Annotated in this window: 23 protein-coding genes and 2 tRNA genes; 20 read left to right on the top strand and 5 right to left on the bottom strand. The window is 73.1% G+C overall.

Annotated features, from left to right (window positions below; all coding sequences use genetic code 11):
• Window positions 1-11 precede the first annotated feature (11 nt).
• Window positions 12-1,760, bottom strand: coding sequence for an MDR family MFS transporter (locus ACFQPP_RS11520; RefSeq protein WP_376916793.1), 1,749 nt, complete (start codon window positions 1,758-1,760; stop codon window positions 12-14).
• Window positions 1,761-1,927: 167 nt separating this feature from the next.
• On the opposite strand from ACFQPP_RS11520, the gene ACFQPP_RS11515 reads away from it, so the two are divergent.
• The 5 genes from ACFQPP_RS11515 to ACFQPP_RS11495 all read left to right on the top strand — a co-directional run bounded on the left by ACFQPP_RS11515 (window position 1,928) and on the right by ACFQPP_RS11495 (window position 5,184).
• The gene (locus tag ACFQPP_RS11515) at window positions 1,928-2,728 is read left to right on the top strand and encodes a M15 family metallopeptidase (protein ID WP_376916737.1); all 801 of its coding nucleotides are present in this window, start codon (window positions 1,928-1,930) and stop codon (window positions 2,726-2,728) included.
• A 104-nt stretch (window positions 2,729-2,832) separates the two neighbouring features.
• The gene (locus tag ACFQPP_RS11510; protein WP_376916736.1) at window positions 2,833-3,174 is read left to right on the top strand and encodes a hypothetical protein; all 342 of its coding nucleotides are present in this window, start codon (window positions 2,833-2,835) and stop codon (window positions 3,172-3,174) included.
• Between the two features lie 39 nt (window positions 3,175-3,213).
• Window positions 3,214-4,404, top strand: coding sequence for a CapA family protein (locus tag ACFQPP_RS11505; protein WP_376916735.1), 1,191 nt, complete (start codon window positions 3,214-3,216; stop codon window positions 4,402-4,404).
• A 73-nt stretch (window positions 4,405-4,477) separates the two neighbouring features.
• Window positions 4,478-4,852 (top strand): DMT family transporter, encoded by a 375-nt coding sequence (locus ACFQPP_RS11500; protein ID WP_376916792.1) that lies wholly within the window; start codon window positions 4,478-4,480, stop codon window positions 4,850-4,852.
• Window positions 4,849-5,184, top strand: coding sequence for a DMT family transporter (locus tag ACFQPP_RS11495; RefSeq protein ID WP_376916734.1), 336 nt, complete (start codon window positions 4,849-4,851; stop codon window positions 5,182-5,184). The genes ACFQPP_RS11500 and ACFQPP_RS11495 overlap by 4 nt, the downstream gene beginning before the upstream one ends.
• Before the next feature lie 91 nt (window positions 5,185-5,275).
• Here the strand turns inward: ACFQPP_RS11495 and pgm are convergent, their stop codons facing one another.
• A complete protein-coding gene (gene pgm, locus ACFQPP_RS11490; RefSeq protein ID WP_376916733.1) occupies window positions 5,276-6,907 on the bottom strand; it encodes a phosphoglucomutase (alpha-D-glucose-1,6-bisphosphate-dependent) in 1,632 nt (543 codons plus the stop codon).
• Between the two features lie 79 nt (window positions 6,908-6,986).
• Here pgm and pheA point away from each other — a divergent pair, with 79 nt between their 5' ends.
• From pheA to ACFQPP_RS11460, 6 genes are all read left to right on the top strand, one after another.
• Window positions 6,987-7,907: a prephenate dehydratase gene (pheA, locus tag ACFQPP_RS11485; RefSeq protein ID WP_376916731.1), complete on the top strand. Its 921-nt coding sequence runs from the start codon at window positions 6,987-6,989 to the stop codon at window positions 7,905-7,907.
• Window positions 7,908-8,003: 96 nt separating this feature from the next.
• Window positions 8,004-8,921: an NADP-dependent oxidoreductase gene (locus ACFQPP_RS11480; RefSeq protein WP_376916730.1), complete on the top strand. Its 918-nt coding sequence runs from the start codon at window positions 8,004-8,006 to the stop codon at window positions 8,919-8,921.
• 111 nt (window positions 8,922-9,032) lie between these two features.
• On the top strand, window positions 9,033-9,368 hold the full coding sequence (locus ACFQPP_RS11475; protein ID WP_376916729.1) for a DUF3140 domain-containing protein: 336 nt from the start codon (window positions 9,033-9,035) through the stop codon (window positions 9,366-9,368).
• Window positions 9,352-10,161, top strand: coding sequence for a glycosyltransferase family 2 protein (locus ACFQPP_RS11470; RefSeq protein ID WP_376916727.1), 810 nt, complete (start codon window positions 9,352-9,354; stop codon window positions 10,159-10,161). The genes ACFQPP_RS11475 and ACFQPP_RS11470 overlap by 17 nt, the downstream gene beginning before the upstream one ends.
• Window positions 10,158-10,979, top strand: a complete 822-nt coding sequence (locus ACFQPP_RS11465) for an endonuclease/exonuclease/phosphatase family protein (RefSeq protein WP_376916726.1) — start codon at window positions 10,158-10,160, stop codon at window positions 10,977-10,979. The genes ACFQPP_RS11470 and ACFQPP_RS11465 overlap by 4 nt, the downstream gene beginning before the upstream one ends.
• 14 nt (window positions 10,980-10,993) lie before the next feature.
• Window positions 10,994-11,617 (top strand): hypothetical protein, encoded by a 624-nt coding sequence (locus ACFQPP_RS11460; protein WP_376916725.1) that lies wholly within the window; start codon window positions 10,994-10,996, stop codon window positions 11,615-11,617.
• Here the strand turns inward: ACFQPP_RS11460 and ACFQPP_RS11455 are convergent.
• Together ACFQPP_RS11455 and ACFQPP_RS11450 are read right to left on the bottom strand one after the other, a co-directional pair.
• Window positions 11,589-12,617, bottom strand: coding sequence for a zinc-binding dehydrogenase (locus tag ACFQPP_RS11455; protein ID WP_376916724.1), 1,029 nt, complete (start codon window positions 12,615-12,617; stop codon window positions 11,589-11,591). The two genes, ACFQPP_RS11460 and ACFQPP_RS11455, sit on opposite strands and share 29 nt — an antisense overlap.
• A gap of 2 nt (window positions 12,618-12,619) precedes the next feature.
• Window positions 12,620-13,597 carry a diacylglycerol/lipid kinase family protein gene (locus ACFQPP_RS11450; protein ID WP_376916723.1) on the bottom strand — a complete coding sequence of 326 codons (978 nt, stop codon included), beginning with the start codon at window positions 13,595-13,597 and terminating at the stop codon, window positions 12,620-12,622.
• A gap of 22 nt (window positions 13,598-13,619) precedes the next feature.
• On the opposite strand from ACFQPP_RS11450, the gene serS reads away from it, so the two are divergent.
• The 7 genes from serS to ACFQPP_RS11415 all read left to right on the top strand — a co-directional run bounded on the left by serS (window position 13,620) and on the right by ACFQPP_RS11415 (window position 18,487).
• Entirely contained in the window at window positions 13,620-14,882 is a 1,263-nt protein-coding gene (gene serS, locus ACFQPP_RS11445; protein ID WP_376916722.1) for a serine--tRNA ligase, read from the top strand.
• A complete protein-coding gene (locus ACFQPP_RS11440; protein ID WP_376916720.1) occupies window positions 14,879-15,694 on the top strand; it encodes an HAD family hydrolase in 816 nt (271 codons plus the stop codon). The genes serS and ACFQPP_RS11440 overlap by 4 nt, the downstream gene beginning before the upstream one ends.
• 105 nt (window positions 15,695-15,799) lie before the next feature.
• A tRNA-Ser gene (locus ACFQPP_RS11435) sits at window positions 15,800-15,884 on the top strand.
• Window positions 15,885-15,921: 37 nt separating this feature from the next.
• Window positions 15,922-17,211, top strand: a complete 1,290-nt coding sequence (locus tag ACFQPP_RS11430; RefSeq protein WP_376916719.1) for an LCP family protein — start codon at window positions 15,922-15,924, stop codon at window positions 17,209-17,211.
• 77 nt (window positions 17,212-17,288) lie between these two features.
• Window positions 17,289-17,378, top strand: a tRNA-Ser gene (locus tag ACFQPP_RS11425).
• A 214-nt stretch (window positions 17,379-17,592) separates the two neighbouring features.
• Window positions 17,593-17,961: an SdpI family protein gene (locus ACFQPP_RS11420; RefSeq protein WP_376916718.1), complete on the top strand. Its 369-nt coding sequence runs from the start codon at window positions 17,593-17,595 to the stop codon at window positions 17,959-17,961.
• Window positions 17,962-18,283: 322 nt separating this feature from the next.
• Window positions 18,284-18,487: a dodecin family protein gene (locus ACFQPP_RS11415; protein ID WP_376916717.1), complete on the top strand. Its 204-nt coding sequence runs from the start codon at window positions 18,284-18,286 to the stop codon at window positions 18,485-18,487.
• Window positions 18,488-18,570: 83 nt separating this feature from the next.
• On the opposite strand, the gene ACFQPP_RS11410 is transcribed toward ACFQPP_RS11415, so the two are convergent.
• A complete protein-coding gene (locus tag ACFQPP_RS11410) occupies window positions 18,571-18,861 on the bottom strand; it encodes a hypothetical protein (RefSeq protein WP_376916716.1) in 291 nt (96 codons plus the stop codon).
• 225 nt (window positions 18,862-19,086) lie between these two features.
• Here ACFQPP_RS11410 and ACFQPP_RS11405 point away from each other — a divergent pair, with 225 nt between their 5' ends.
• Window positions 19,087-19,425: a hypothetical protein gene (locus tag ACFQPP_RS11405; RefSeq protein ID WP_376916715.1), complete on the top strand. Its 339-nt coding sequence runs from the start codon at window positions 19,087-19,089 to the stop codon at window positions 19,423-19,425.
• Window positions 19,426-19,541: 116 nt separating this feature from the next.
• Complete coding sequence (locus ACFQPP_RS11400) at window positions 19,542-20,576, top strand: 3-hydroxyisobutyryl-CoA hydrolase (protein ID WP_376916714.1); 1,035 nt, start codon at window positions 19,542-19,544, stop codon at window positions 20,574-20,576.
• Window position 20,577: the final 1 nt, after the last annotated feature.

Raw genomic sequence — 20,577 nt, 5'->3', positions numbered from 1 at the left:
GCGATCGCGCGTCAGTCGTCGCGGCGGGCGTGCACGCCCGGCCCCGCGCCCCGACGGGGCGCGTCGTCGCCGAGCTCGGGTGCCGAGACGACGGGCACGGCGATCGATCCGGTCGCGGTCTGCTCGGCGCGCAGCTGGTCGAGCTCGGCGCGCTCGGCGAGCGCCTCCTCCATCGCCGAGCGCTGACGCAGCGGCGGGGTGCGGAAGAAGAGCGTCAGCACGAAGGCGACGAGCACGACGACCATGCCGACGACGAACACCGTCGACGTCGCGGTCGAGAAGCCGTCGAGGAACGGCGCCGTGAGCCGCGGGTCGGCCCCGTTGAGGAACGACGAGTCGTCGTTGAGCGCGGTGCCGAGGCCGGAGGGGTCCTGCAGCACCTCGAGGATGCGCGCGTTGGCGGGATCGGCGAGCACCGCCGGGTCCTGCGTCGCGGCCTGCAGGTCGGCGAGCAGATCCTGGCGCTGGAAGGAGGCGGCCATCGTGTCGACGACGCGCGAGAAGAGCACCGAGAAGACGACGGCGACGCCGACGGTGCCACCCAGCTGGCGGAAGAACGTCGCGCCCGCGGTCGCCACGCCCATGTCCCTCGGCTGCACCGAGTTCTGCGACGCGATCGTGAGCGTCTGCATGAGCTGGCCGAGGCCGAGGCCGAGGATGAGCTGCCCGACGAGCAGCATCCACAGCGGGCTGTCGTACTGCTGCAGCGCGAGCACGCCGTAGCCGACGGCCATGAGCGCGGTGCCGACGATCGGGAAGATGCGGTACCGGCCGGTGCGCGCGATGATCTGGCCGGAGCCGATCGACGCGATCATGAGGCCGAGGATCATCGGCAGCGTCGCGAGGCCGGCCTCGGTCGGGTTCATGCCGTGCACGATCTGCAGCACGAACGGGATCATCATCATGCCCGCGAACATCCCGAAGCCGACGAGCACGCCGATGATCGTCGCCATCGAGAACGTCGACGAGCGGAAGAGCGACAGCGGGATGAGCGCGTCGTCGCCCATGCGCGACTCGATGAGGATGAACAGCAGGATGCCGACGGCGCCCGTGACGAAGCACGCGATCGACAGCGCGGAGCCCCAGCCCCACGTGCGGCCCTGCTCGGCGACGAGCAGCAGCGGCACGACGCCCATGACGAGCGCGGCAGCGCCCCACCAGTCGATGCGCACGCGGTTGTGCAGGACGGGGATGTGCAGGAATCGGAACACCATGAAGAGGGCGACGATGCCGACGGGGATGTTGAAGAGGAAGACCCAGCGCCATCCCTCGATGCCCAGCAGCGTGTCGGCGCCGGCGAAGACGCCGCCGACGAGCGGCCCGAGCAGGCTCGAGACGCCGAAGACCGCCAGGAAGTAGCCCTGGTACTTCGCGCGTTCGCGCGGCGCGAGGATGTCGCCCATGATCGTGAGCGGCAGCGACATGAGGCCACCGGCTCCGAGACCCTGGAGGGCGCGGAAGCCTGCGAGCTGGATCATGTCCTGCGCGAACGACGACGCGACCGAGCCGACGAGGAACAGCACGATCGCGATGAGGAACAGCGGCCGGCGGCCGAAGAGGTCGGACAGCTTGCCGTAGATGGGCGTCGTGACCGTGGACACGATGAGGAACGCCGTCGTGACCCACGCCTGCAGGCTGAGGCCGTGGAGGTCGTCGGCGATCGTGCGCATCGCGGTGCCGACGACGGTCTGCGACAGCGACGACAGGAACATCGCGGCCATGAGGCCGAGGATGACGAGGTTGATCTCGCGGCGGGTCATGCCGCCCGCGGCTGCGATCGCATCCGCCTTCGACGGGGAGGCGGGGGTGCGGGATGAGGACATGGGTCTCCAAGGACGAGGTGGGGTGCGGCGTCGGCCTCGACGCTGCGACCGCAAGGGACAATTATTGCAGACACTGCAACTTTTGTCGACCGTAGGGTGGAGGCATGCCCGACCTCTCGCGCCGCGCTGCCCTCGCCGCCGTCGCCGTGCTCGCGCTCTCCGCATGCGCAGCCGACCCCGAGCCGTCGCCGTCGCCCAGCGGGGAGCCCGCGACGACCGCGACGCCGACGCCGACGCCGCGCGCGACGTCGAGCAGGTCGTCGTCGCCCACCCCCGAGCCCACCCCCGAGCCACCGCCGCCGCCGCCGCTCGAGTGGGACATCGACTCCGGTGCGAGCCTGCAGGCGATCGTGAACAAGCGGCGCCCGCTGAACCCGCCCGACTACGCCCCGCAGCTCGTCGCGGTGTCGATCTCGCAGGACGGCGACGAGCTCGTGCGGCCCGAGGTCGACGCGGCGCTCGTCGCGCTCGACCAGGCGCAGCGCGCCGCGATCGGCGAGGGCGTGCACGTCTTCTCCTCCTACCGCTCCTACGCGACGCAGTCGTCGATCTACCAGGGCTTCGTGAACCAGTACGGGCAGGCCGAGGCCGACACGACGAGTGCGCGCCCCGGGCACAGCGAGCACCAGACGGGCCTCGCGGTCGACGTCGTCGGCACCTCGGGGGTCGCGCGGCTCAGCGTCGCCTTCGGCGGCACGGCACCCGGCCAGTGGCTCGCGGCCAACGCGTGGCAGCACGGCTTCGTCGTGCGCTACCCGAACGGGCTCGAGGGCATCACGGGCTACGAGTACGAGCCGTGGCACCTGCGCTTCGTCGGCGTCGAGCTCGCGACCGCCATGACGCAGTCGGGCGTGCAGACGCTCGAGGAGCACCTCGGCCTGCCGGCGGCGCCGGACTACGGCTGATCCGGACGCGACGCCGGGTCGTGCGCGCCGCGCATCCACCTCGGCGTGAGCCGACGCCCAGTCGCGGTCGGTACGGTCGCAGCATCCAACGAGGGAGGCACATCGTGGCGAAGCGCAGTCGGATCGGCGGAGGCGGCCGGTCGTTCGGACGACGCAGCTCGGGAGGCGGCTCGTTCGGCAGCCGCCGCAGCTCGGCCGGCTCCTTCGGCAGCAGGCGCTCGAGCGGCGGCTCGTTCGGATCGTCGCGCCGCTCGGGAGGCGGAGGCGGCTGGTCGCTCGGCTCGAGCAGCCGTCGCGGCTCGTATCGCCCGGGGTCGTCGTACTCGGGCGACGACCACGGCTACGGCTACGGCTACGGCGACGCAGAGAGCCCGATGACGTGGGTCGGCGTGGTCGTGCTCGTGATCATCGTCGTCGTGGCGCTCGCGATCATGTCGCAGCAGTGACCCGGAGCCTCCGCATGCACGCCGTGGCAGGCTGAGCGGGTGCGCACCCTCTCGAAGCCCGCAGCGGCACTCGTCGCCGTCGGCGTCCTCGTCCTCACGGGGTGCCAGGGTGCCCTCGACGACACCGAGCCGTCGGCGCCCGCCACGGCATCCGACGAGCCGAGCCCCACGCCGACGCCCGAGCCGGAGCCCACCACCATCACGCTGAGCGCCATGGGCGACTGGCTGCCGCACGACTCGGTCGTGCTCGACGCTCGGCAGCCCGACGGCTCGTACGACTTCGCGCAGTTCGCGCAGGCCATCCAGCCGCGATACGCCGACTCCGACCTCGTCTTCTGCGACCAGGAGGTGCCGAGCGCCGGCGACGAGCTCGGGCTGTCGTACTTCCCGCGGTTCGATGCGCCGTCGGCGCTCTCGACGGGGATGTCGCAGGCCGGCTGCGACACCATCAACCTCGCGAACAACCACCTCGCCGACTGGGGACAGCCGGGCATCGACATCACGCGCGCGCAGTGGGATGCGCTGCAGCCGACCCTCATCGCCGGCGCCAACCGGTCTCCCGAGGAGCAGGCCACGGTGTCGATCGCCGAGGTCGAGGGCGTGCGCGTGGCCTTCCTCGCCTTCACCGAGCTCTCGAACGAGGCGCACGAGCCCTTCGCGCTTAACCGCCTCGGCGACACCGCGCTCGTCGACTCGCTCATGGCGGAGGCCGTCGCCCAGTCGGACGTGCAGATCGTGTCGGTGCACTGGGGCACCGAGTACTCGCTCGAGGAGAACCCGGCGCAGGTCGAGCAGGGGCAGCGGCTCGCAGAGCTCGGCGCCGACGTCATCGTCGGCACCGGCCCGCACGTGCTGCAGCCCGCATCCTGGATCACGCGCGCCGACGGCACGCGCGCGTTCGTCTTCTACTCGATCGGCAACGCGCTGTCGACGCAGATCGAGATCCCGCGCATCCTCGCCGCCATCGCGCAGGTCGACGTGACCGTCGCGCCCGACGGCACGGTCACGGTCGAGGATCCGCGTGCGATCCCCACCTACATGCACTACGACCTCACGCCGCAGCAGCTCGCGTCGAACCAGCTCGCGAACCGGGTGAACCTGCAGATGTACCCGCTCGTGGATGCCGCCGAGCCGCTCACGCGCTCGGCATGGCGCAACGAGCTGACGGTCGACTCGGGCATCCAGTTCGTCACCGACGTGCTCGGGCCCGACGTGCGCATCACCCCGTAGCGACCGCGGCCGAGCGCACATCGGCGCGCGGTACGGTGGCGACGTGCGTCCTCCTCCCGCCGCCGGCCGCGGCATGCGGCGCTGGCTGCTGCTCGGCGGCGCGATCGGCCTCGAGGTCACGGCGTCGCTCTCGCTGAAGGCCGCACTCGACGCGCCGGCGCTCTACGTGGTCGTCGTCATCGGCTACGTCGGCTCGTTCGTGTGCCTCGGCGCGGTGCTGCGGGCCGGCATGGCCCTCGGCGTCGCGTACGGCATCTGGGGTGCGACGGGCGTCGCGCTCACCGCGACGCTCTCGACCGCACTGCTCGGCGAGCCGTTCACGCCGCTCATGGGTGCGGGCATCGCGCTCATCGTCGGCGGCGTGCTGCTCATCGAGATCGGATCGCAGCGCGCGCACCGTGCGCGGGCGATGGATGCGACGCAGCAGCGCAGGGGAGGGCTCGCGTGATCTGGGCGTGGCTCGCGCTCGCAGCCGCGATCGTGCTCGAGGTGTCGGCATCCCTGTCGCTGCGCATGGCCACGACGTGCGAGTCGCCGTCGCGGCGCTGGTACGCGCCGGTGGTCGTCGGCTACGTCGCCGCGTTCTCGATGCTGTCGCTGTCGCTCGCGCAAGGCATGGCGCTCGGTGTCGCGTACGGCATCTGGGTCGCGGTGGGCGTCGCGGCGACCGCGGTGCTGAGCCGCGTGCTCTTCGACGAGCCCCTCACCCTCACGATGGCGGCGGGCATCGTGCTCATCGGCGGCGGCGTGGTGCTCGTGGAGCTCGGCGCCGCGCACTGACCCGCCCCGCTCGCCACCCTCGTGAGGTGTTCGGCCGCTTGCGAGGTGGACAGCGGCCGAAGACCTCAGATGCGTGCGGGTGAGGAGAGGGTCAGCCGGCGAGGGCGGCGTCGACGATCGCCTTCGCCTCCGCCTGCACCTGGCGGAGATGGTCGACGCCGACGAACGACTCGGCGTAGATCTTGTACACGTCCTCCGTGCCCGACGGGCGCGCCGCGAACCAGGCGCGGTCGGTCACGACCTTGAGGCCGCCGATGCGGGCGCCGTTGCCGGGCGCCTCGACCAGCCTCGCGACGATCGGGTCGCCCGCGAGCTCCGTCGCGGCGACGGCGTCGCCCGTGAGCCTCCCCAGCCGCGCCTTCTGCTCTCGCGAGGCGGGCGCATCCACCCGCTCGTACACGGGTGCGCCGAAGCGCTCGGTGAGCTCGGCGTACAGCTGCGACGGGCTCTTGCCGGTGACGGCGCGGATCTCGGAGGCGAGCAGGCAGAGCAGGATGCCGTCCTTGTCGGTCGTCCACACCGTGCCGTCGGCGCGGAGGAAGGAGGCGCCGGCGCTCTCCTCGCCGCCGAAGCCCACCGAGCCGTCGACGAGGCCGGGCACGAACCACTTGAAGCCGACGGGCACCTCCCACAGGCGCCGTCCGAGCGACTCGGCGACGCGGTCGATCATCGACGACGACACGAGCGTCTTGCCGATCGCCGCATCCTCGCGCCAGCCCGGGCGGTGCGTGAAGAGGTACTCGATCGCGACGGCGAGGAAGTGGTTGGGGTTCATGAGGCCGCCGTCGGGCGTCACGATGCCGTGGCGGTCGGCGTCGGCGTCGTTGCCCGTGAGGATGTCGAACTCGTCCTTGCGGGCGAGGACCGAGGCCATGGCGTTCGGGCTCGAGCAGTCCATGCGGATCTTCTCGTCCCAGTCGAGCGTCATGAACGCCCACGTCGGGTCGATCTGCGGGTTCGTGACCGTGAGGTCGATGCCGTAGCGCTCGGCGATCGCCGAGTAGTACTCGACGGCCGCGCCGCCGAGCGGATCGGCGCCGATGTGCAGGCCGGCGGCCTTGATGGCCTCGAAGTCGATGACCGAGCCCAGCGCTTCGACGTAGTCGGCGCGGAAGTCGACGAGCTCGACGCGCTCGTCGCTGCCGCCGAGCACCTCGACGCGCTGCACGCCCTCGAGGCCCGCGGCGATGAGCTCGTTCGCGCGGTTCGCGATCCACCCCGTCGCATCCGAGTCGGCCGGGCCGCCGTGCGGCGGGTTGTACTTGAAGCCGCCGTCGCGGGGCGGGTTGTGCGACGGCGTCACGACGATGCCGTCGGCCTGGTCGGCGTTGCCCGCGGCGTTGTAGGCGAGGATGGCGCGCGACACGGCGGGCGTCGGCGTCACCGAGCCGCGGGAGTCGGCGACGACGCGCACGCCGTTCGCGACGAGCACCTCGAGCGCCGAGCGCTCGGCGGGCAGCGAGAGGGCGTGGGTGTCGCGGCCGATGTAGAGGGGGCCCGTGATGCCCTGCGAGGCGCGGTACTCGACGATCGCCTGCGTGATCGCGAGGATGTGCGTCTCGTTGAACGCCGTGTCGAAGGCGCTGCCGCGGTGGCCGCTCGTGCCGAAGGCGACCTGCTGATCGGGGTTCGAGGCATCCGGCACCAGCTCGACGTAGGCGCGCTCCAAGGCGGCGACGTCGATGAGGTCGGAGGGCTGTGCGACGGTGCCTGCTCTGCTCATGCCCTCATCCTGGCACCGCGCGCCCGCGAGGGCTCGGCCTTGCGCGGTCGCGGCACCGCCGCCCGCCTACGCTGGAGCCGTGACGCGCTACTCGTACCTCGGCCCGGCCGGCACCTTCACCGAGCGTGCGCTGCTGCAGGTGCCCGGCGTCGACGGCGCCGAGCGCATCGCCGTCGCCAACGTCGTCGAGGCGCTGCGCGACGTCGTCGACGGGCGGTCGGATGCGGCGATGATCGCCGTCGAGAACTCGCTCGAGGGCGTCGTGACGGCGGCGCAGGATGCGCTCGCGACCATGCCGGGGCTGCGCATCCTCTCGGAGCATCTCGTGCCGGTGTCGTTCTCGCTCGTCGCGCCGCACGGCACGACGATCGACGACGTGCGGGTCGTCGTCGCGCATCCCGTCGCCTACGGCCAGTGCCTGCAGTGGCTCGGCGAGCACCTGCCGAGCCATCAGCACATGCCCGCGTCGTCGAACGTGACGGCCGCGATCGACCTGCAGCCGGGACATGCGGCGCTCTCGACGCCCGCGATCACCGACCACGTCGACGTCGCCGTGCTCGCCGCCGACGTCATCGACAACCCCAACGCGGTCACGCGCTTCGCGCTCGTCGGCCGCCCGGGCGCGCTGCCCGTGCGCACGGGCGCCGACAAGACGTCGGTGATCGCCGAGCTGCCGAGCGACGCCCCCGGCGTGCTGCTCGAGATGCTCGAGCAGTTCGCGACGCGCGGCGTGAACCTGTCGCTCATCCAGTCCCGCCCGATCGGCGACCGGCTCGGCCGCTACCGCTTCGTGCTCGACCTCGACGGCCACGTCACCGACGAGAGGGTCGCCGACGCCCTCGTGGGCCTGCGGCGCTTCAGCCCGAGGGTCGTCTTCCTCGGCTCGTACGCGCGCGCCGACGCGCAGCCGACCGACGTGCACGAGCGCTACGGCGACGCCTCGTTCGTCGAGGCGCGCGACTGGCTGCGAGGCCTGCTCTCGGGCGAGCCCAGCGCCTGAGGCGCCTCGGCGAGCCGTGCGCCCGAGCGGCGGGCGTGCCCGCATGCGCGGCGTCGAGCCCGTGCCGTGCACGTCCCGCCGTGCCACGATCGAGGCATGCGCCGACTCATGCATCGCACCTTCGGCGGTCCCGACGTGCTCGAGCTCGTGCACGAGCCCGACCCGGAGCTCGGCCCCGGCGAGGTGCGCGTGCGCGTGCACGCCGCAGCGCTGAACCCCGTCGACTGGAAGATCCTCGCCGGCACGGCCGCCGCCACGAGCAGGGGCCTCGAGCCGCCCCTCGGCGTCGGCAACGACATCGCGGGCGTCGTGGATGCGGTGGGCGAGGGCGTGCACCACCTCGTGGTCGGCGACCGCGTCCTCGGCTCGGCCCGAGCGCGCGCGATGCAGGATCGCACGGTGGTCGACCCCGCTCGCGAGGCGCTCGTGCGCATCCCCGACGGCCTCGACGACGTGCGCGCCAGCTGCCTCGTCGTCGCGGGGCGCACGGCGTGGGCGGGCATCGAGCGGCTCGCGCTGGGCGCGGGCGACGTCGTGCTCGTGCACGGCGCGGCCGGCGGCGTCGGCGTGCTCGCGGTGCAGCTCGCGCGGATGCGCGGCGCACGCGTGATCGGCACGGCGAGCGAGCGCAACCACGACCGGCTCGTGGCGTACGGCGCCGAGGCGATCGCGTACGGCGACGGCATGCTCGACCGGCTGCGAGCGCTCGGCGGCGTCGACGCCGTGTTCGAGACGCACGGCACCGAGGGCATCGACGCGGGCCTCGCGCTCGGCGTCCCCGCCGACCGCATGGTCGGCATCGCCATGAAGGGGCACGCGGGCGTGGAGGGCGTGCCCACCGACCTCGCGCAGACGGGCGCCGGGCTCGCCGAGCTCGCGGCGCTCGCCGCCGACGGCTCGCTCGACGTGCCCATCCAGTCGGTCGTGCCGCTCGAGCGCGCCGCGGAGGCCTACGGCGTGCTCATGGGCGGGCACGTGCACGGCAAGCTCGTGGTGGATCTGCTCGCCGAATGAGGGCGTAGTCGACCGTCGAGCGCCCGGGCAACCCCGCGCCGTCGGCCGCCAGCGATGCGTAGCGTCGGACCCACGGTCCGCCGAGCGGCGGCGCATCGTGGAGGGGGAGCCATGTCCGAGCGCGACGACCTGCTCGACGAGGTCTGGGACGACTGGCGCGAGAGCGTGAACATGACGCCCAAGCAGCTCGAGTCGTGGCTCGAGACCGACGAGTCGAGGAGCGTGGGCGACTCCGACGGCGGCGAGTCGACGGGCCACCGCTCGGGCCGCCGCATCGTCGAGCTGCTGCGCACCAGGAAGGACGACCTGACGCTCGACGACGTGCGCTGGATGCGCAAGGTCGTCGGCTACGCGCACCGTCATCTCGCGCAGCGGCCCTCGGGCGACGTGGAGCGCACCGACTGGCGGTACTCGCTCATGAACTGGGGTCATGATCCCCTCGCGTGAGCCGCTGGCGTCGGGGTGGCGCGTCTCGGTCGTCATCCCGGTGAAGGACGACGCCGTCATGCTCGAGCGCTGCCTCGCCGCGCTCGCGACGCAGACGCAGCCCGCCGACGAGATCGTCGTGGTCGACAACGCGTCGAGCGACGACTCGGCCGACGTCGCTCGCGCGGCGGGCGCCGTGGTCGTGCGCTGCGACGCACGCGGCATCCCGGCTGCCGCATCCCGCGGCTACGACGCCGCATCCGGCGACGTCGTGCTGCGGCTCGACGCCGACTGCCTGCCGCGCCACGACTGGATCGAGCACATGGTGCAGGCGCTCGCGGCCGATCCTCGCGCCGCCGCGGTGTCGGGTGGCGCGCGCTTCGTCGACGGCCCTCCGCGGCTGCGCGCGCCGCTCGCGGCCGTCTACCTCGGCGCCTACGTCGCGCTCGCGACCTCGGCGCTCGGGCATCCGCCCGTCTTCGGCTCGAACATGGCGATGCGGCGCGAGGCGTGGCTCGCGGCGAGCGCGCACGTGCACCGGCACGATCCCGAGCTGCACGACGACCTCGACCTCGCCTTCCACCTCGGCGAGCGCGCCCGCATCCGATGGACGACGGGCGAGCAGATGGGCATGTCGATGCGGCCGTTCGGCGCGGGCCGCGGCTTCGGGCGGCGCATCGTGCGCGGGCTGCGCACGATCGCGGTGCACTGGCCGGCCGACTTCCCGCCGCTGCGGTGGGCGCGACGGGCGGTCGCCGCGCTCGAGGACGCGAGCGTCTCGGCACGGCTCGCACGACGGGAGGGGCGCACATGACCTCGATCCTCGGCGGGCTCGTCGATCACGAGCTGCACGTCTCGACCTGGAACATCCGCAGGCGCACGCCCACGCTGCAGGCGGCCGACCAGTGGCGCTCGCGCGCACCGCGGCTGCGGGCGGCGCTGCGCACCGAGCGGCCCACGCTGCTGGCCGTGCAGGAGGCGATGCCCGACCAGGCGACGTTCGTGCGCGAGGCCCTCGGCCCCGGCCATCGCGTGCTCGGCAGGGGGCGGGATGCGCGCGGTGGCGACGAGGCGTGCCTGCTCGTCGTCGACGAGGCGCGCCTCGAGGTGCTCGACTGGTGGCAGCAGGCGCTGTCGGCCGCACCCGATCGGCCGGGCTCGCGCGGATGGGGCAACGTGCTGCCGCGCGTGCTCGTGGCCGCCGAGCTGCGCGACCGGGCGACGGGCACCCCGCTGCTGGCCGTCTCGACGCATCTCTCCCTGACGTCGCAGCGCGCGAGGCTGCGCTCGGTCGCCGCCATCCGCGAGCTCGTCGCCGAGCGCGCCATGCCCGCCGTCGTCATGGGCGACCTCAACGCGGGCGAGGGATCCCCGACCGTGCGCGCGCTGCTCGAGGGTGACCTGCTGCGCGACGCGTGGGCCGTGGCCGACGACCGCGCCACGCCGCGCTTCGCCACGAGGCCCGCGTACCGCCCCCCGCGCGAGCGCGGGCGACGCATCGACTGGATCCTCGTCGGCGACGGCGTGCACGTGCGGCGCACCGCCATCGACGGGCGGGCGTTCGACGGCGGCTGGCCGTCCGACCATCTCGGCGTCCACGCGGCGATCGAGCTCGCGGGGGCCGTCGGATGAGCGAGGATCGTCTGGTGGACGAACGGCGCACGGCACAGGGCGGGCGGCTGCTCGCCGACCTCGTGCGGCGACCGGCGAGCGGTTGGGAGTGGCTCGCCGACGGCGTGCGGGTGCTCGGTGCCGCGAGCGTGGTCGTCGGCGGCGTCGGCTGGGGGTTCAGCGCGGCGGCGGTGCTCCTGCTCGCGGCGTCCGCTGCGCTGCTGCCGCGCGTGCTCGGCCTGCGCGGCGGCATCGACGCGGGCTTCGGCGCCGTCGTGCTGCTCGCCGCATGGAGCGGCGTCACCGAGCTGTACCAGCGCATCCCGTGGTGGGACGTCGCGGTGCACGTCGTCTGCACGGGCCTCATCGTGGTGGTCGGCATCGTCGTGCTCTCCCGGGCGGGCATCGTCGCGCATCCGTCGTCGGCGCCGACGTTCGCGACCGCGGCGGTCGGCGCGACGCTCGGGCTCGCGCTCGGAGCGCTGTGGGAGATCGTGGAGTGGCTCGGCCATAACGTCGTCGACTCCGCGATCTTCGTCGAGTACGACGACACGATCGGCGACATGGCCGCGGGCGGCGCCGGCGCGCTGCTCGCAGGCATCCTGGTCGCGAAGGCGCGGCTCGAGCGGCCTAGGGCAGACGCGGATCCAGCACGGTGATGCCCGCGGCGGGCGCGTCGGCGCCCACGAGGGTCGCCGCGTCCGCGAGGCCCACGATGCGTTGCACGAGCAGTCGAGGCTGCAGCGCGCCGCTCGCCACCAGCTCGAGCAGCCGCGGGTAGTCGCGGGCCGACATGCCGTGGCTGCCCAGCACCTCGAGCTCCCAGCCGATGACGCGGTCGAGCGGCAACGCAGGCGGGGCGCCCGCGAGCAGTCCCACCTGCACGTGACGGCCGAGCCTGCGCAGCGACAGGACGCTCGCCGTCGCCGTCTCGGCGCTGCCGACGGCGTCGAGCGACACGTGCGCCCCGCCGCCCGTGCGCGCCACGACCTCGTCGACGGCGTCGGCGCCTGCGACGACCGTCGCGTCGGCGCCGAGCGAGCGGGCGAGCGCCAGCGCATCCTCGGACCTGTCGATCGCGACGACGCGCGCGCCGAGCGCCCGCGCGATCATGACGGCGCTGAGGCCCACGCCGCCCGCGCCCCACACCGCGACGTGCTCGCCCGCCTGCAGCCGCGCCCTCGCGGTGAGCGCGCGGAACGCCGTCGCGAAGCGGCACCCGAGGCTCGCCGCCGCCGCGTCGTCGATGCCGTCGGGCAGCGCCACGAGGTTCGCGTCGGCGCCGCGCACGGCGACGAGCTCGGCATGCGATCCGGGATGCGTGAACCCGGGCTGCGTCTGCTCGGGACAGACCTGCGCGTGCCCGGCCAGGCACCACGCGCACGAGCCGCATCCGTGCACGAACGGCACGGTGACGCGGTCGCCGACGCGCCATCCGGCGACGCCGGGGCCGACCTCGGCGACGGTGCCGGCGAGCTCGTGGCCGGGCACGTGCGGCAGCGTGACCGAGTCGTCGTGGCCCGCCCACGCGTGCCGGTCGCTGCGGCACAGACCCGAGGCGGCGACGCGCACGACGACGCCACCCGTGGGTGCGACGGGGTCCGGCACGTCGCGGACGGCGACGGGCCCGCCGAACCGGTCGTAGACGAGCGCCCGCACGGCTACGCGACGGGGCGCGCGAGCGACACGCGCTGCGGGGCCTTCACGACGAGCGCCTTCGTCTGCACGGTGAAGCGCATCGCGATCGCCTCGCCGTACGGGTCGCCGTCGATCTGCACCGGCATCGGCGCGTCGAGGCGCGCGCGGAACGACCTGCACTGGCCGTAGCCGAGCGTGGGCACGGGCTTCTGCGGGCCGATGAGGCGCTTGCGGCGCAGCACGCGCGTGAGCAGCGCCGAGTTGACGGCGACGTACTTCATGACCTGCAGCCAGCCGTACACGTCGTTCGGGCGCAGGATGGCGACGTCGAGCAGGCCGTCGTCGATCTTGGCGTCGGGCAGGAGCACGACGTTGCCGGTGAGGGCGCCGCAGTTGCCGATCATGAGCGTGTTGAGCCCGACGGTGCGCTGCTGCCCGCCGTCGACGCGGTACCGCATGCGCACGCGCTGGATGCGACGGAACGACTTCACGATGGCGTCGACGTAGGCGAGCCATCCGACCTTCCTCTTCAGCTCGTCGTCGGTGTTCTCGATCATCGCCGCGTCGAGCCCGAAGCCGGCGATGACCGCGAATGCGTGCCTGGCCTTGCTGCCGTCCGGTCGCTCGAACTCGGCCCAGCCGACGTCGATCGGGCGGTCCTTGCCCTCGAATGCGGTGCGCACGGAGGCGCGCAGGAAGGTGACGTCGATGCCGAGGTTGCGGGCGAGCAGGTTGCCGGTGCCGGAGGGCAGCAGCGCGAGCGCCGTGTCGGTGCCCGCGAGGATCTCGGCCGCCATGCGCACCGTGCCGTCGCCGCCCGCGACGAGCACGACGTCGACCTCGGCCGCGACGGCCTCCTCCACGGCCTTCCTGCCGTCGTCCTCCGCGTCGGTCTCGAACCAGAGCGCCTCGTCCCAGTCGTCGGGCTGCGCGCCGGCGATGGCCTTCTCGAGGGCGCTCAGGTCGGCCTTCACGGGGTTGTAGACCACGGCTGCACGCATGTGCTCACCCTAGACTGGGCGGGTGATCGACCCCTCCCTCTTGCGTGAGCATCCCGAGCAGGTCCGGCACAGCCAGCAGGTGCGCGGCGACTCCGTCGACGTCGTCGACGAGGCGCTCGCGGCCGACGCGACGCGTCGCTCGGCGATCGGCGAGTACGAGCGCCTGCGCGCTGCGCAGAACGCGCACGCCTCGGCCGTCGGCAAGGCCTCGAAGGAGGAGCGCCCCGCCCTCATCGCGCAGGCGAAGGAGGCGTCGGAGGGCGTGAAGGCCGCGCAGGCGGCCGTCGCCGAGGCCGAGGCCGCGCTCGACGCCGTCATGGGCCGCATCGGCAACCTCGTGCATCCCGACGTGCCCGCCGGCGGCGAGGAGGACTTCGCGCTGCTGTCGACGCACGGCACCGAGCGCACCTTCGACTTCGCGGCGCGCGACCACGTCGAGCTCGCCGAGGGCCTCAAGGCCCTCGACCTGCAGCGCGGCGTGAAGGTGTCGGGCAGCCGCTTCTACTTCCTGTCGGGCATCGGCATGCGCCTCGAGCTCGCGATCATGCTCATGGGGCTCGACGAGGTGCTCGCCGACGGCTTCACGCCGCTCGTCACGCCGACGCTCGTGCGCCCGGAGGTCATGCAGGGCACGGGCTTCCTCGGCGAGCACGCCGCCGAGGTCTACCACCTGCCCGCCGACGACCTCTTCCTCACCGGCACCTCCGAGGTCGCGCTCGCGGGCTTCCACGCCGACGAGATCGTCGACGTCGAGCAGCCGCTGCGCTACGCCGGATGGTCGACGTGCTACCGCCGCGAGGCGGGCTCCGCAGGCCGCGACACCCGCGGCATCCTGCGCGTGCACCAGTTCAACAAGCTCGAGATGTTCTCGTACGTGAAGCCCGACGAGGCGGAGGCGGAGCACGAGCGGCTGCGTGCGCTGCAGGAGCGCATGCTGCAGGCGTGCGAGCTCGACTACCGCGTCATCGACGTCGCGGCGGGCGATCTCGGCTCGTCGGCGTCGCGCAAGTTCGACATCGAGGCGTGGGTGCCCTCGCAGGGCACGTATCGCGAGCTCACCTCCACCTCCAACTGCACGACCTTCCAGGCACGTCGCCTGCAGACGCGCTACCGCACCGAGACGGGGAGGACGGCGCCCGTCGCCACCCTCAACGGCACGGCGGCGACCACGCGGTGGCTCGTCGCGATCCTCGAGACGCATCAGCAGCCCGATGGCTCGGTGCGCGTGCCCGAGCGGCTGCGGCCGTACCTCGGCGGCCTCGAGGTGCTGGAGCCCGTCGCGTGAGCGAGCGCTGGCTCGTCGCGCTCGACATCGACGGCACGACCGTGCGCGAGGACGACTCGCTCTCGGCGCGCGTCGCCGACGCGGTGCGCGCCGTCGTCGACGCCGGCCACCTCGTCGTGCTCGCGACGGGGCGCTCGCAGTCGACGACCGTCGGCCTCGCCGAGCGCGTCGGCATCGAGCCCGAGTGGATGGTCGTCGCCAACGGCGCGCTCGTGCTGCGCCGCGAGGGCGGTCGCTACGTGCAGGAGCACGTCGAGGTGTTCGACGCGGCGCCCGCGCTGCAGCGCATCGCGCAGGGCCTGCCGGAGGCGCGCTTCCTCGTCGAGGACGCGACCGGCTTCCGCCGCTACACGCACGGCATGGACGACTGGAACCTCGACGACGCCGAGGAGGTCGCCTTCGACGGCCTCACCGTCGAGCCCGCGATGCGCGTCGTCGTCATGAGCCCCGACCACGGCGTCGAGGAGTTCCTCGAGATCGTCGAGGGCATGGGGCTGCACAAGGTCTCCTACGCCATCGGCTTCTCGTCGTGGCTCGACATCGCCCCCGACGGCGTCAACAAGGCCACGGGCCTGCAGCGGGTGCTGGATGCGACGGGCATCCCGCGCGAGCGCGTGCTGGCGGTGGGCGACGGCCGCAACGACATCGACATGCTCGAGTGGGTCGCCGCAGGCGGAGGCCGAGCGGTGGCGATGGGGCAGGCCCCCGCGGAGGTCGTGGCCGCGGCGAACGAGCGCACGGGCGCCGTCGACGACGACGGCCTCGCCGACGTGCTCGAGCCGCTCGCGGCGAAGGGCGCCGTGCGGGTCTGACCTCGCGGTCGCGACGACGCGCCGCATGCTGGGCGTCCTCATAGGGAGCCCTTCGGCGTCCCCGGAGCCCCGCCGGGTACCATGGCTCGTCCGCGCCGCGGACCAGGAGGGCTGTCCGAGCGGCCGATGGAGCCGGTCTTGAAAACCGGTGGGCAGCGATGCCTCGTGGGTTCGAATCCCACGCCCTCCGCGCATCCGCAGCTCGCTGCCGCACCGGAAGGAGACCGATGGCACCGTCGAAGATCGTCGACGCACCCGAGGTCCGACCGCGCCACGGGCGCCTCCGTCGTCGGCATCCCGTGCGCCGCATCGTCGGCTTCGTGGCCCTCGGCCTCACCGTCGTGCTCGTCTCGACGGTCGGCGTGCTCGGCATCTCCTTCCTGCAGCTGCAGGGCGACGTCGACACCGTCGACCTCGGGGGCGACCCGCCTCCCGCCTTCGCCGAGCAGCAGGGCGGCTTCAACATCCTGCTCGTCGGCTCGGATTCGCGAGAGGGCCAGGGCACGGTCGACGACGGCTACACCGGCGGCGCGCTCAACGACGTGACGATGGTGCTGCACGTCTCCGAGGATCACCAGCGCGCGACGGTCGTGTCGTTCCCGCGCGACCTCATCATCGACTTCCCCGCGTGCACCGACCCCGAGGGCGGTGCGGACCTGCCGGCGGCGCGCGGACAGCAGCTGAACACTGCGCTCGGCCGCGGCGGCCTCGCGTGCGTCGCGACCGTCGTCGAGTCGCTCTCCGGCCTCGAGATCCCGTACGCCGCGCTCATCGGCTTCGACGGCGTCGTCAACATGTCGAGCGCGGTCGGCGGCGTGCCGGTGTGCTTCGCCGGCGACATCGACGACCCGTACACCGGCTTCTCGATCACCGAGGGCACGCACGAGATCGAGGGCCTGCAGGCCCTGCAGTTCCTCCGCATGCGGCACGGCGTCGGCGACGGCTCCGACCTGTCGCGCATCTCGTCGCAGCAGGTGTTCCTGTCGTCGCTCATCCGCACCCTGCAGTCGGATGCGGTGCTGAGCGACCTCGGCAGGCTGTACTCGATCGCGCAGGTCGCGACGTCGTCGATGACGATGTCGTCGTCGCTGAACGACGTCGGCACGATGGTGTCGATGGCGCGGGTGCTCGCGAACATCCCGCTCGACACGATGCAGTTCATCCAGTACCCCTCGGCGTCGAACGGCACGGGCCGCGTCGTGCCCACCCCCGTCGCCGACGAGGTCATGGCGCTCATCGCCTCCGACCAGCCGGTCACGCTCGACCCGAACGCCACGGGCCAGGGCGCGGAGGCGACGGCCGACCCTGCCGTGCCCGACCCTGCGGCGACGACCCCTCCGGCCGACCCGGCGGCGCCCGACCCGGCGGCGACGGATCCGGCGCCGGTCGATCCCGCGGCGACCGATCCCGCCGCGACCGATCCTGCCGCGACGGCACCGCCGTCGGAGGCGCCCATCGAGGGCGTGCAGGGCACCGACGCGTCGCAGCAGACGTGCGTCGTCCCGTACCAGTTCTGACGCCGCGGGCGCCCGCCGCCGCCCCGTCGGGCGGGCGTCCCTCGGTTTGCTAGAGTTGCCACCGGCCTTCGGGCCATGGAGACGTCGCATAGTCAGGCCTAGTGCACCACCCTGCTAAGGTGGAGTCCCCTTTGAGGGGACCGAGGGTTCAAATCCCTCCGTCTCCGCACTGCGAGAAGCCCCGATCCCGGTCCGCCGGGCATCGGGGCTTCTTCGTGCGTCGGGATGCGGCGCTTGCCCACATCCCACCCCCACCCGCGCGAGCGATCGCCTCGTCGAGCTCCTCGCCGAGCGTCTCGAGGTCGTCGTCGTACAGATCGGCCCCCTGGCCGAGCGTCGACGCCGCGGACGCGTGACCGACGCTCGAGTACCGTGATGGCGGTGGAAGAGCTCTTCGGTCGGGGTGTGCTCGCCGTCGTGATGACGGGAGTCGGGGCGTCCATGTGGTGGATGGCGCGTGCTGCGGCGTCGGGCCGGCTCGGCCGGAACGCGGTCGCGGGCATTCGTACTCGGGCGACGCTGGCGAGCGACGCGGCGTGGCTCGCCGCGCATCGGCGGGCTGAAGGCCACATGCGGGCCGCGGCCTGGTGCGCGCTGACCGCTGGGCTCGCTGCCCTCGTGCCGATGCCGATGCCGGCGGTGATCGTCGTCGTGCTGCTGGGCGCGGTCGGGATGCTGGCACTCTCCCTTCGCGCTGCGGCGGTCGGTGGTCAGGCAGCGCACGAGGTCGCCGAAGCACCAGGGGTCTGAGCGCGAGGCCGACGCTCCGGTCCTGCCGGCGGTCCGTGCGGCTGCTCGGCGTCGCGTCCCGGCGCGGAGGTCTGGACGGTCGCCGCCATCGTCGCCGCCTCCGATGCTCCGGCGGCGCGGCTTGCGCCGCCTTCGGCTCGTCGCATCAGCACGGGCGTCGGCGCGCGCAGATGCGCACGCAGCGGGGTCATGGGCTCCCTGAGCGGTCGAGACGTCGCTGGGTGCGCATCGCGGCGCCGCGCAGGCAGACGCATCCGCAACGGGCTCGACCGCGAGTCGACGACGCGGTGGAATGGCGGCTCCATCGAGGAGGGAGCGCGCCATGAGCGTCGCACGAGTCACCACGATCACCAGCAGGTCCGAGGTCGGGTTCGAGGACGCCGTCGCGAGCGGCATCTCGCGCGCGAGCGAGACCTTGCGCGGCATCGAGGCCGCGTGGGTGAAGGAGCAAAGCGTCGTCGTCGACGGCGGGCAGGTCACGAGCTGGCAGGTCACCCTCGAGGTGACGTTCGTGCTCGAGCCCTAGGCGTCGTGCCGCTGCGCTGCCCGGGCGGCATCGTCACGGCGCGATCGCCGCGATGCTGCCGGCCCGGGCCGCAGCGTGCCCCGCTAGGCGGCGCGCAGGTGGAGGCCCGACGTGGTCGAGGCCTCCTGGATCATGTGCTCGAGGCGGTCGCGGTCGGTCGGCGACGGCTCGCGGCGGTCGAAGGCGAAGCGCAGATCCGCGTGCTCGTGGATCCAGAACGCCAGCGTCGGCTCGAGCGCGTCCTGCGACTGGATGGTCAGCAGGAAGGGCTCCGCCCTGCGCAGCTTGTTCACCACCACCACCTGCAGGTGCTCGAGGTCCTCGTCGGCGAGCTGCGCGACCGCGCCATCATCGCCGTAGTGCAGGCGTCCCATGCGTTGCTCCTCTCGGTCCACCGACCATCGCATCATCACGACGCCGTCGACGCAAAGCCCTTGCGTGCGGCGGCGCCGAGCGCCCTCGCGCACGCGTGGATGCGACGAGGCTAGGACGCCGGTAGAGAGATAGTTTGCAAGTCGAACTAGTTGCCTCGGCGTCAGGCAGTCAGACGATTAGCGACCCGAATCATCTCGATGCGATTCCCTCCTAGGATGGTCACCATGGGCCACCTCACCTACGCCGGATCGACGCAGTACGAGATCGAGGATCGGATGCTCGCGCACGTGAAGGCCGTCGTCTCGGCGAAGCTGCGCCGGCAGGAGTCCTTCCTCCTCTCGTGGACGGTCGACGCCCACGCAGGCTCCGGCCGCGTCTCGCTGTGGATGTCGCCCTCGATCCCGCTCGAGTTCCGATTCTCGGGATCGCGCGTGCCGCAGCTGAGCCCGATGTGGCTCGAGGCGCTCATGGAGATGGCCAACTCGACCCGCGGCCTCGTGCTCGTCACCGAGCAGGAGGCGGAGCAGATCACCGCAGGCAAGCAGGCGCCGCCGGTGCTCTGACGCCGGCCGCGTCCGGGGACGCACGGCCGAGCGCCGAGCGCGCGTCGCGCCGGACGGCGTCGCGTCTCGCGGGCGAGGCTCGTGCCCGCGACGCCGGCCCTCGATAGCGTGGGCGCATGAGCGAAGACGTCGTCGTCGAGCGCCGCGGCAGGGTGGGCATCCTCGTGCTCGATCGGCCGAAGGCGATGAACGCCCTCACCCACGGCATGGTGCTCGCGGTGCTCGCCGCCCTCGACGGATGGCGCGACGACGACCGCGTCGAGGTCGTCGTCCTGCGCGGCGCCGGCGATCGCGGGCTGTGCGCGGGCGGCGACGTCGTGGGCCTGCGGCGCGCGATCCTCGACGGCGAGATCGACGGCACGCTGCAGTTCTTCCGCGACGAGTACCGCATGGACGCCGCGGTCGCCCGCTTCCCCAAGCCGGTCGTCGCGCTCATGGACGGCGTCGTGCTCGGCGGCGGCGTCGGCATCGCAGGCCACGCCTCGCATCGCGTCGTCACCGACCGCAGCCGCGTCGGCTTCCCCGAGGTCACCATCGGGTTCGCACCCGACGTCGGCGCCTCCTGGCTGCTGTCGCGACCGGCTGCGCACCGCATCGGCGGGTGGATGGCGCTCACCGGCCAGCCCGTCGGGCCCGCCGCCGCCGTGCGCGCGGGGCTCGCCGACCATCACGTGCCCGCCGAGCGGCTCGACGAGCTCGTCGCCCGGCTCGAGCACGAGCACCCGGATGCGGCCATCGCCGCGCTCGCGACCGTGCCCGCACCGGGCGCGGGCGACGACGTGCCGCCCGCCTTCGAGGCGACGAGCGTCGACGACGTGCTCGCCGCCCTCGACGCCGGCGGCGACGACGAGCGCGCCGCGGCCGCGCTCATCCGCACGAAGTCGCCCACGGGGTTGCGGGTCGCCGCCGAGGCTCGCCGCCGCGGCGCCGCGCTGCCGAGCCTCGAGGCTGCGCTCGCGCAGGAGCTGCGCATCGTGGCGCACGCCATCACGACGCACGACCTCGCCGAGGGCATCCGCGCGCAGCTCGTCGACAAGGATCGCCAGCCGCGCTGGCAGCCCGCCGACCTCGCCCATGTCGCCGACGACGACGTCGCCGCCTACTTCGCGCCGCCGCCCGGCGGCGACCTCGACCTGCCCGCAGCACCCTGAG

Source organism: Agrococcus sp. GCM10030265 (genome assembly GCF_042666675.1).
Classification (GTDB): domain Bacteria; phylum Actinomycetota; class Actinomycetes; order Actinomycetales; family Microbacteriaceae; genus Agrococcus.
The sequence above is the reverse complement of the archived record's forward strand: the minus strand, read 5'-3'. Positions and strand labels throughout refer to the sequence as shown.

What these genes read in the sequence shown, in the direction of transcription:
- ACFQPP_RS11520 (WP_376916793.1), bottom strand. Translation starts at nt 1,760, where the DNA reads ATGACCCGCCGCGAGATCAACCTCGTCATCCTCGGCCTCATGGCCGCG.
- ACFQPP_RS11515 (WP_376916737.1), top strand. Translation starts at nt 1,928, where the DNA reads ATGCCCGACCTCTCGCGCCGCGCTGCCCTCGCCGCCGTCGCCGTGCTC.
- ACFQPP_RS11500 (WP_376916792.1), top strand. Translation starts at nt 4,478, where the DNA reads ATGCGGCGCTGGCTGCTGCTCGGCGGCGCGATCGGCCTCGAGGTCACG.
- pgm (WP_376916733.1), bottom strand. Translation starts at nt 6,907, where the DNA reads ATGAGCAGAGCAGGCACCGTCGCACAGCCCTCCGACCTCATCGACGTC.
- ACFQPP_RS11480 (WP_376916730.1), top strand. Translation starts at nt 8,004, where the DNA reads ATGCGCCGACTCATGCATCGCACCTTCGGCGGTCCCGACGTGCTCGAG.
- ACFQPP_RS11475 (WP_376916729.1), top strand. Translation starts at nt 9,033, where the DNA reads ATGTCCGAGCGCGACGACCTGCTCGACGAGGTCTGGGACGACTGGCGC.
- ACFQPP_RS11470 (WP_376916727.1), top strand. Translation starts at nt 9,352, where the DNA reads ATGATCCCCTCGCGTGAGCCGCTGGCGTCGGGGTGGCGCGTCTCGGTC.
- ACFQPP_RS11465 (WP_376916726.1), top strand. Translation starts at nt 10,158, where the DNA reads ATGACCTCGATCCTCGGCGGGCTCGTCGATCACGAGCTGCACGTCTCG.
- ACFQPP_RS11450 (WP_376916723.1), bottom strand. Translation starts at nt 13,597, where the DNA reads ATGCGTGCAGCCGTGGTCTACAACCCCGTGAAGGCCGACCTGAGCGCC.
- ACFQPP_RS11430 (WP_376916719.1), top strand. Translation starts at nt 15,922, where the DNA reads ATGGCACCGTCGAAGATCGTCGACGCACCCGAGGTCCGACCGCGCCAC.
- ACFQPP_RS11415 (WP_376916717.1), top strand. Translation starts at nt 18,284, where the DNA reads ATGAGCGTCGCACGAGTCACCACGATCACCAGCAGGTCCGAGGTCGGG.
- ACFQPP_RS11410 (WP_376916716.1), bottom strand. Translation starts at nt 18,861, where the DNA reads ATGGGACGCCTGCACTACGGCGATGATGGCGCGGTCGCGCAGCTCGCC.
- ACFQPP_RS11405 (WP_376916715.1), top strand. Translation starts at nt 19,087, where the DNA reads ATGGGCCACCTCACCTACGCCGGATCGACGCAGTACGAGATCGAGGAT.
- ACFQPP_RS11400 (WP_376916714.1), top strand. Translation starts at nt 19,542, where the DNA reads ATGAGCGAAGACGTCGTCGTCGAGCGCCGCGGCAGGGTGGGCATCCTC.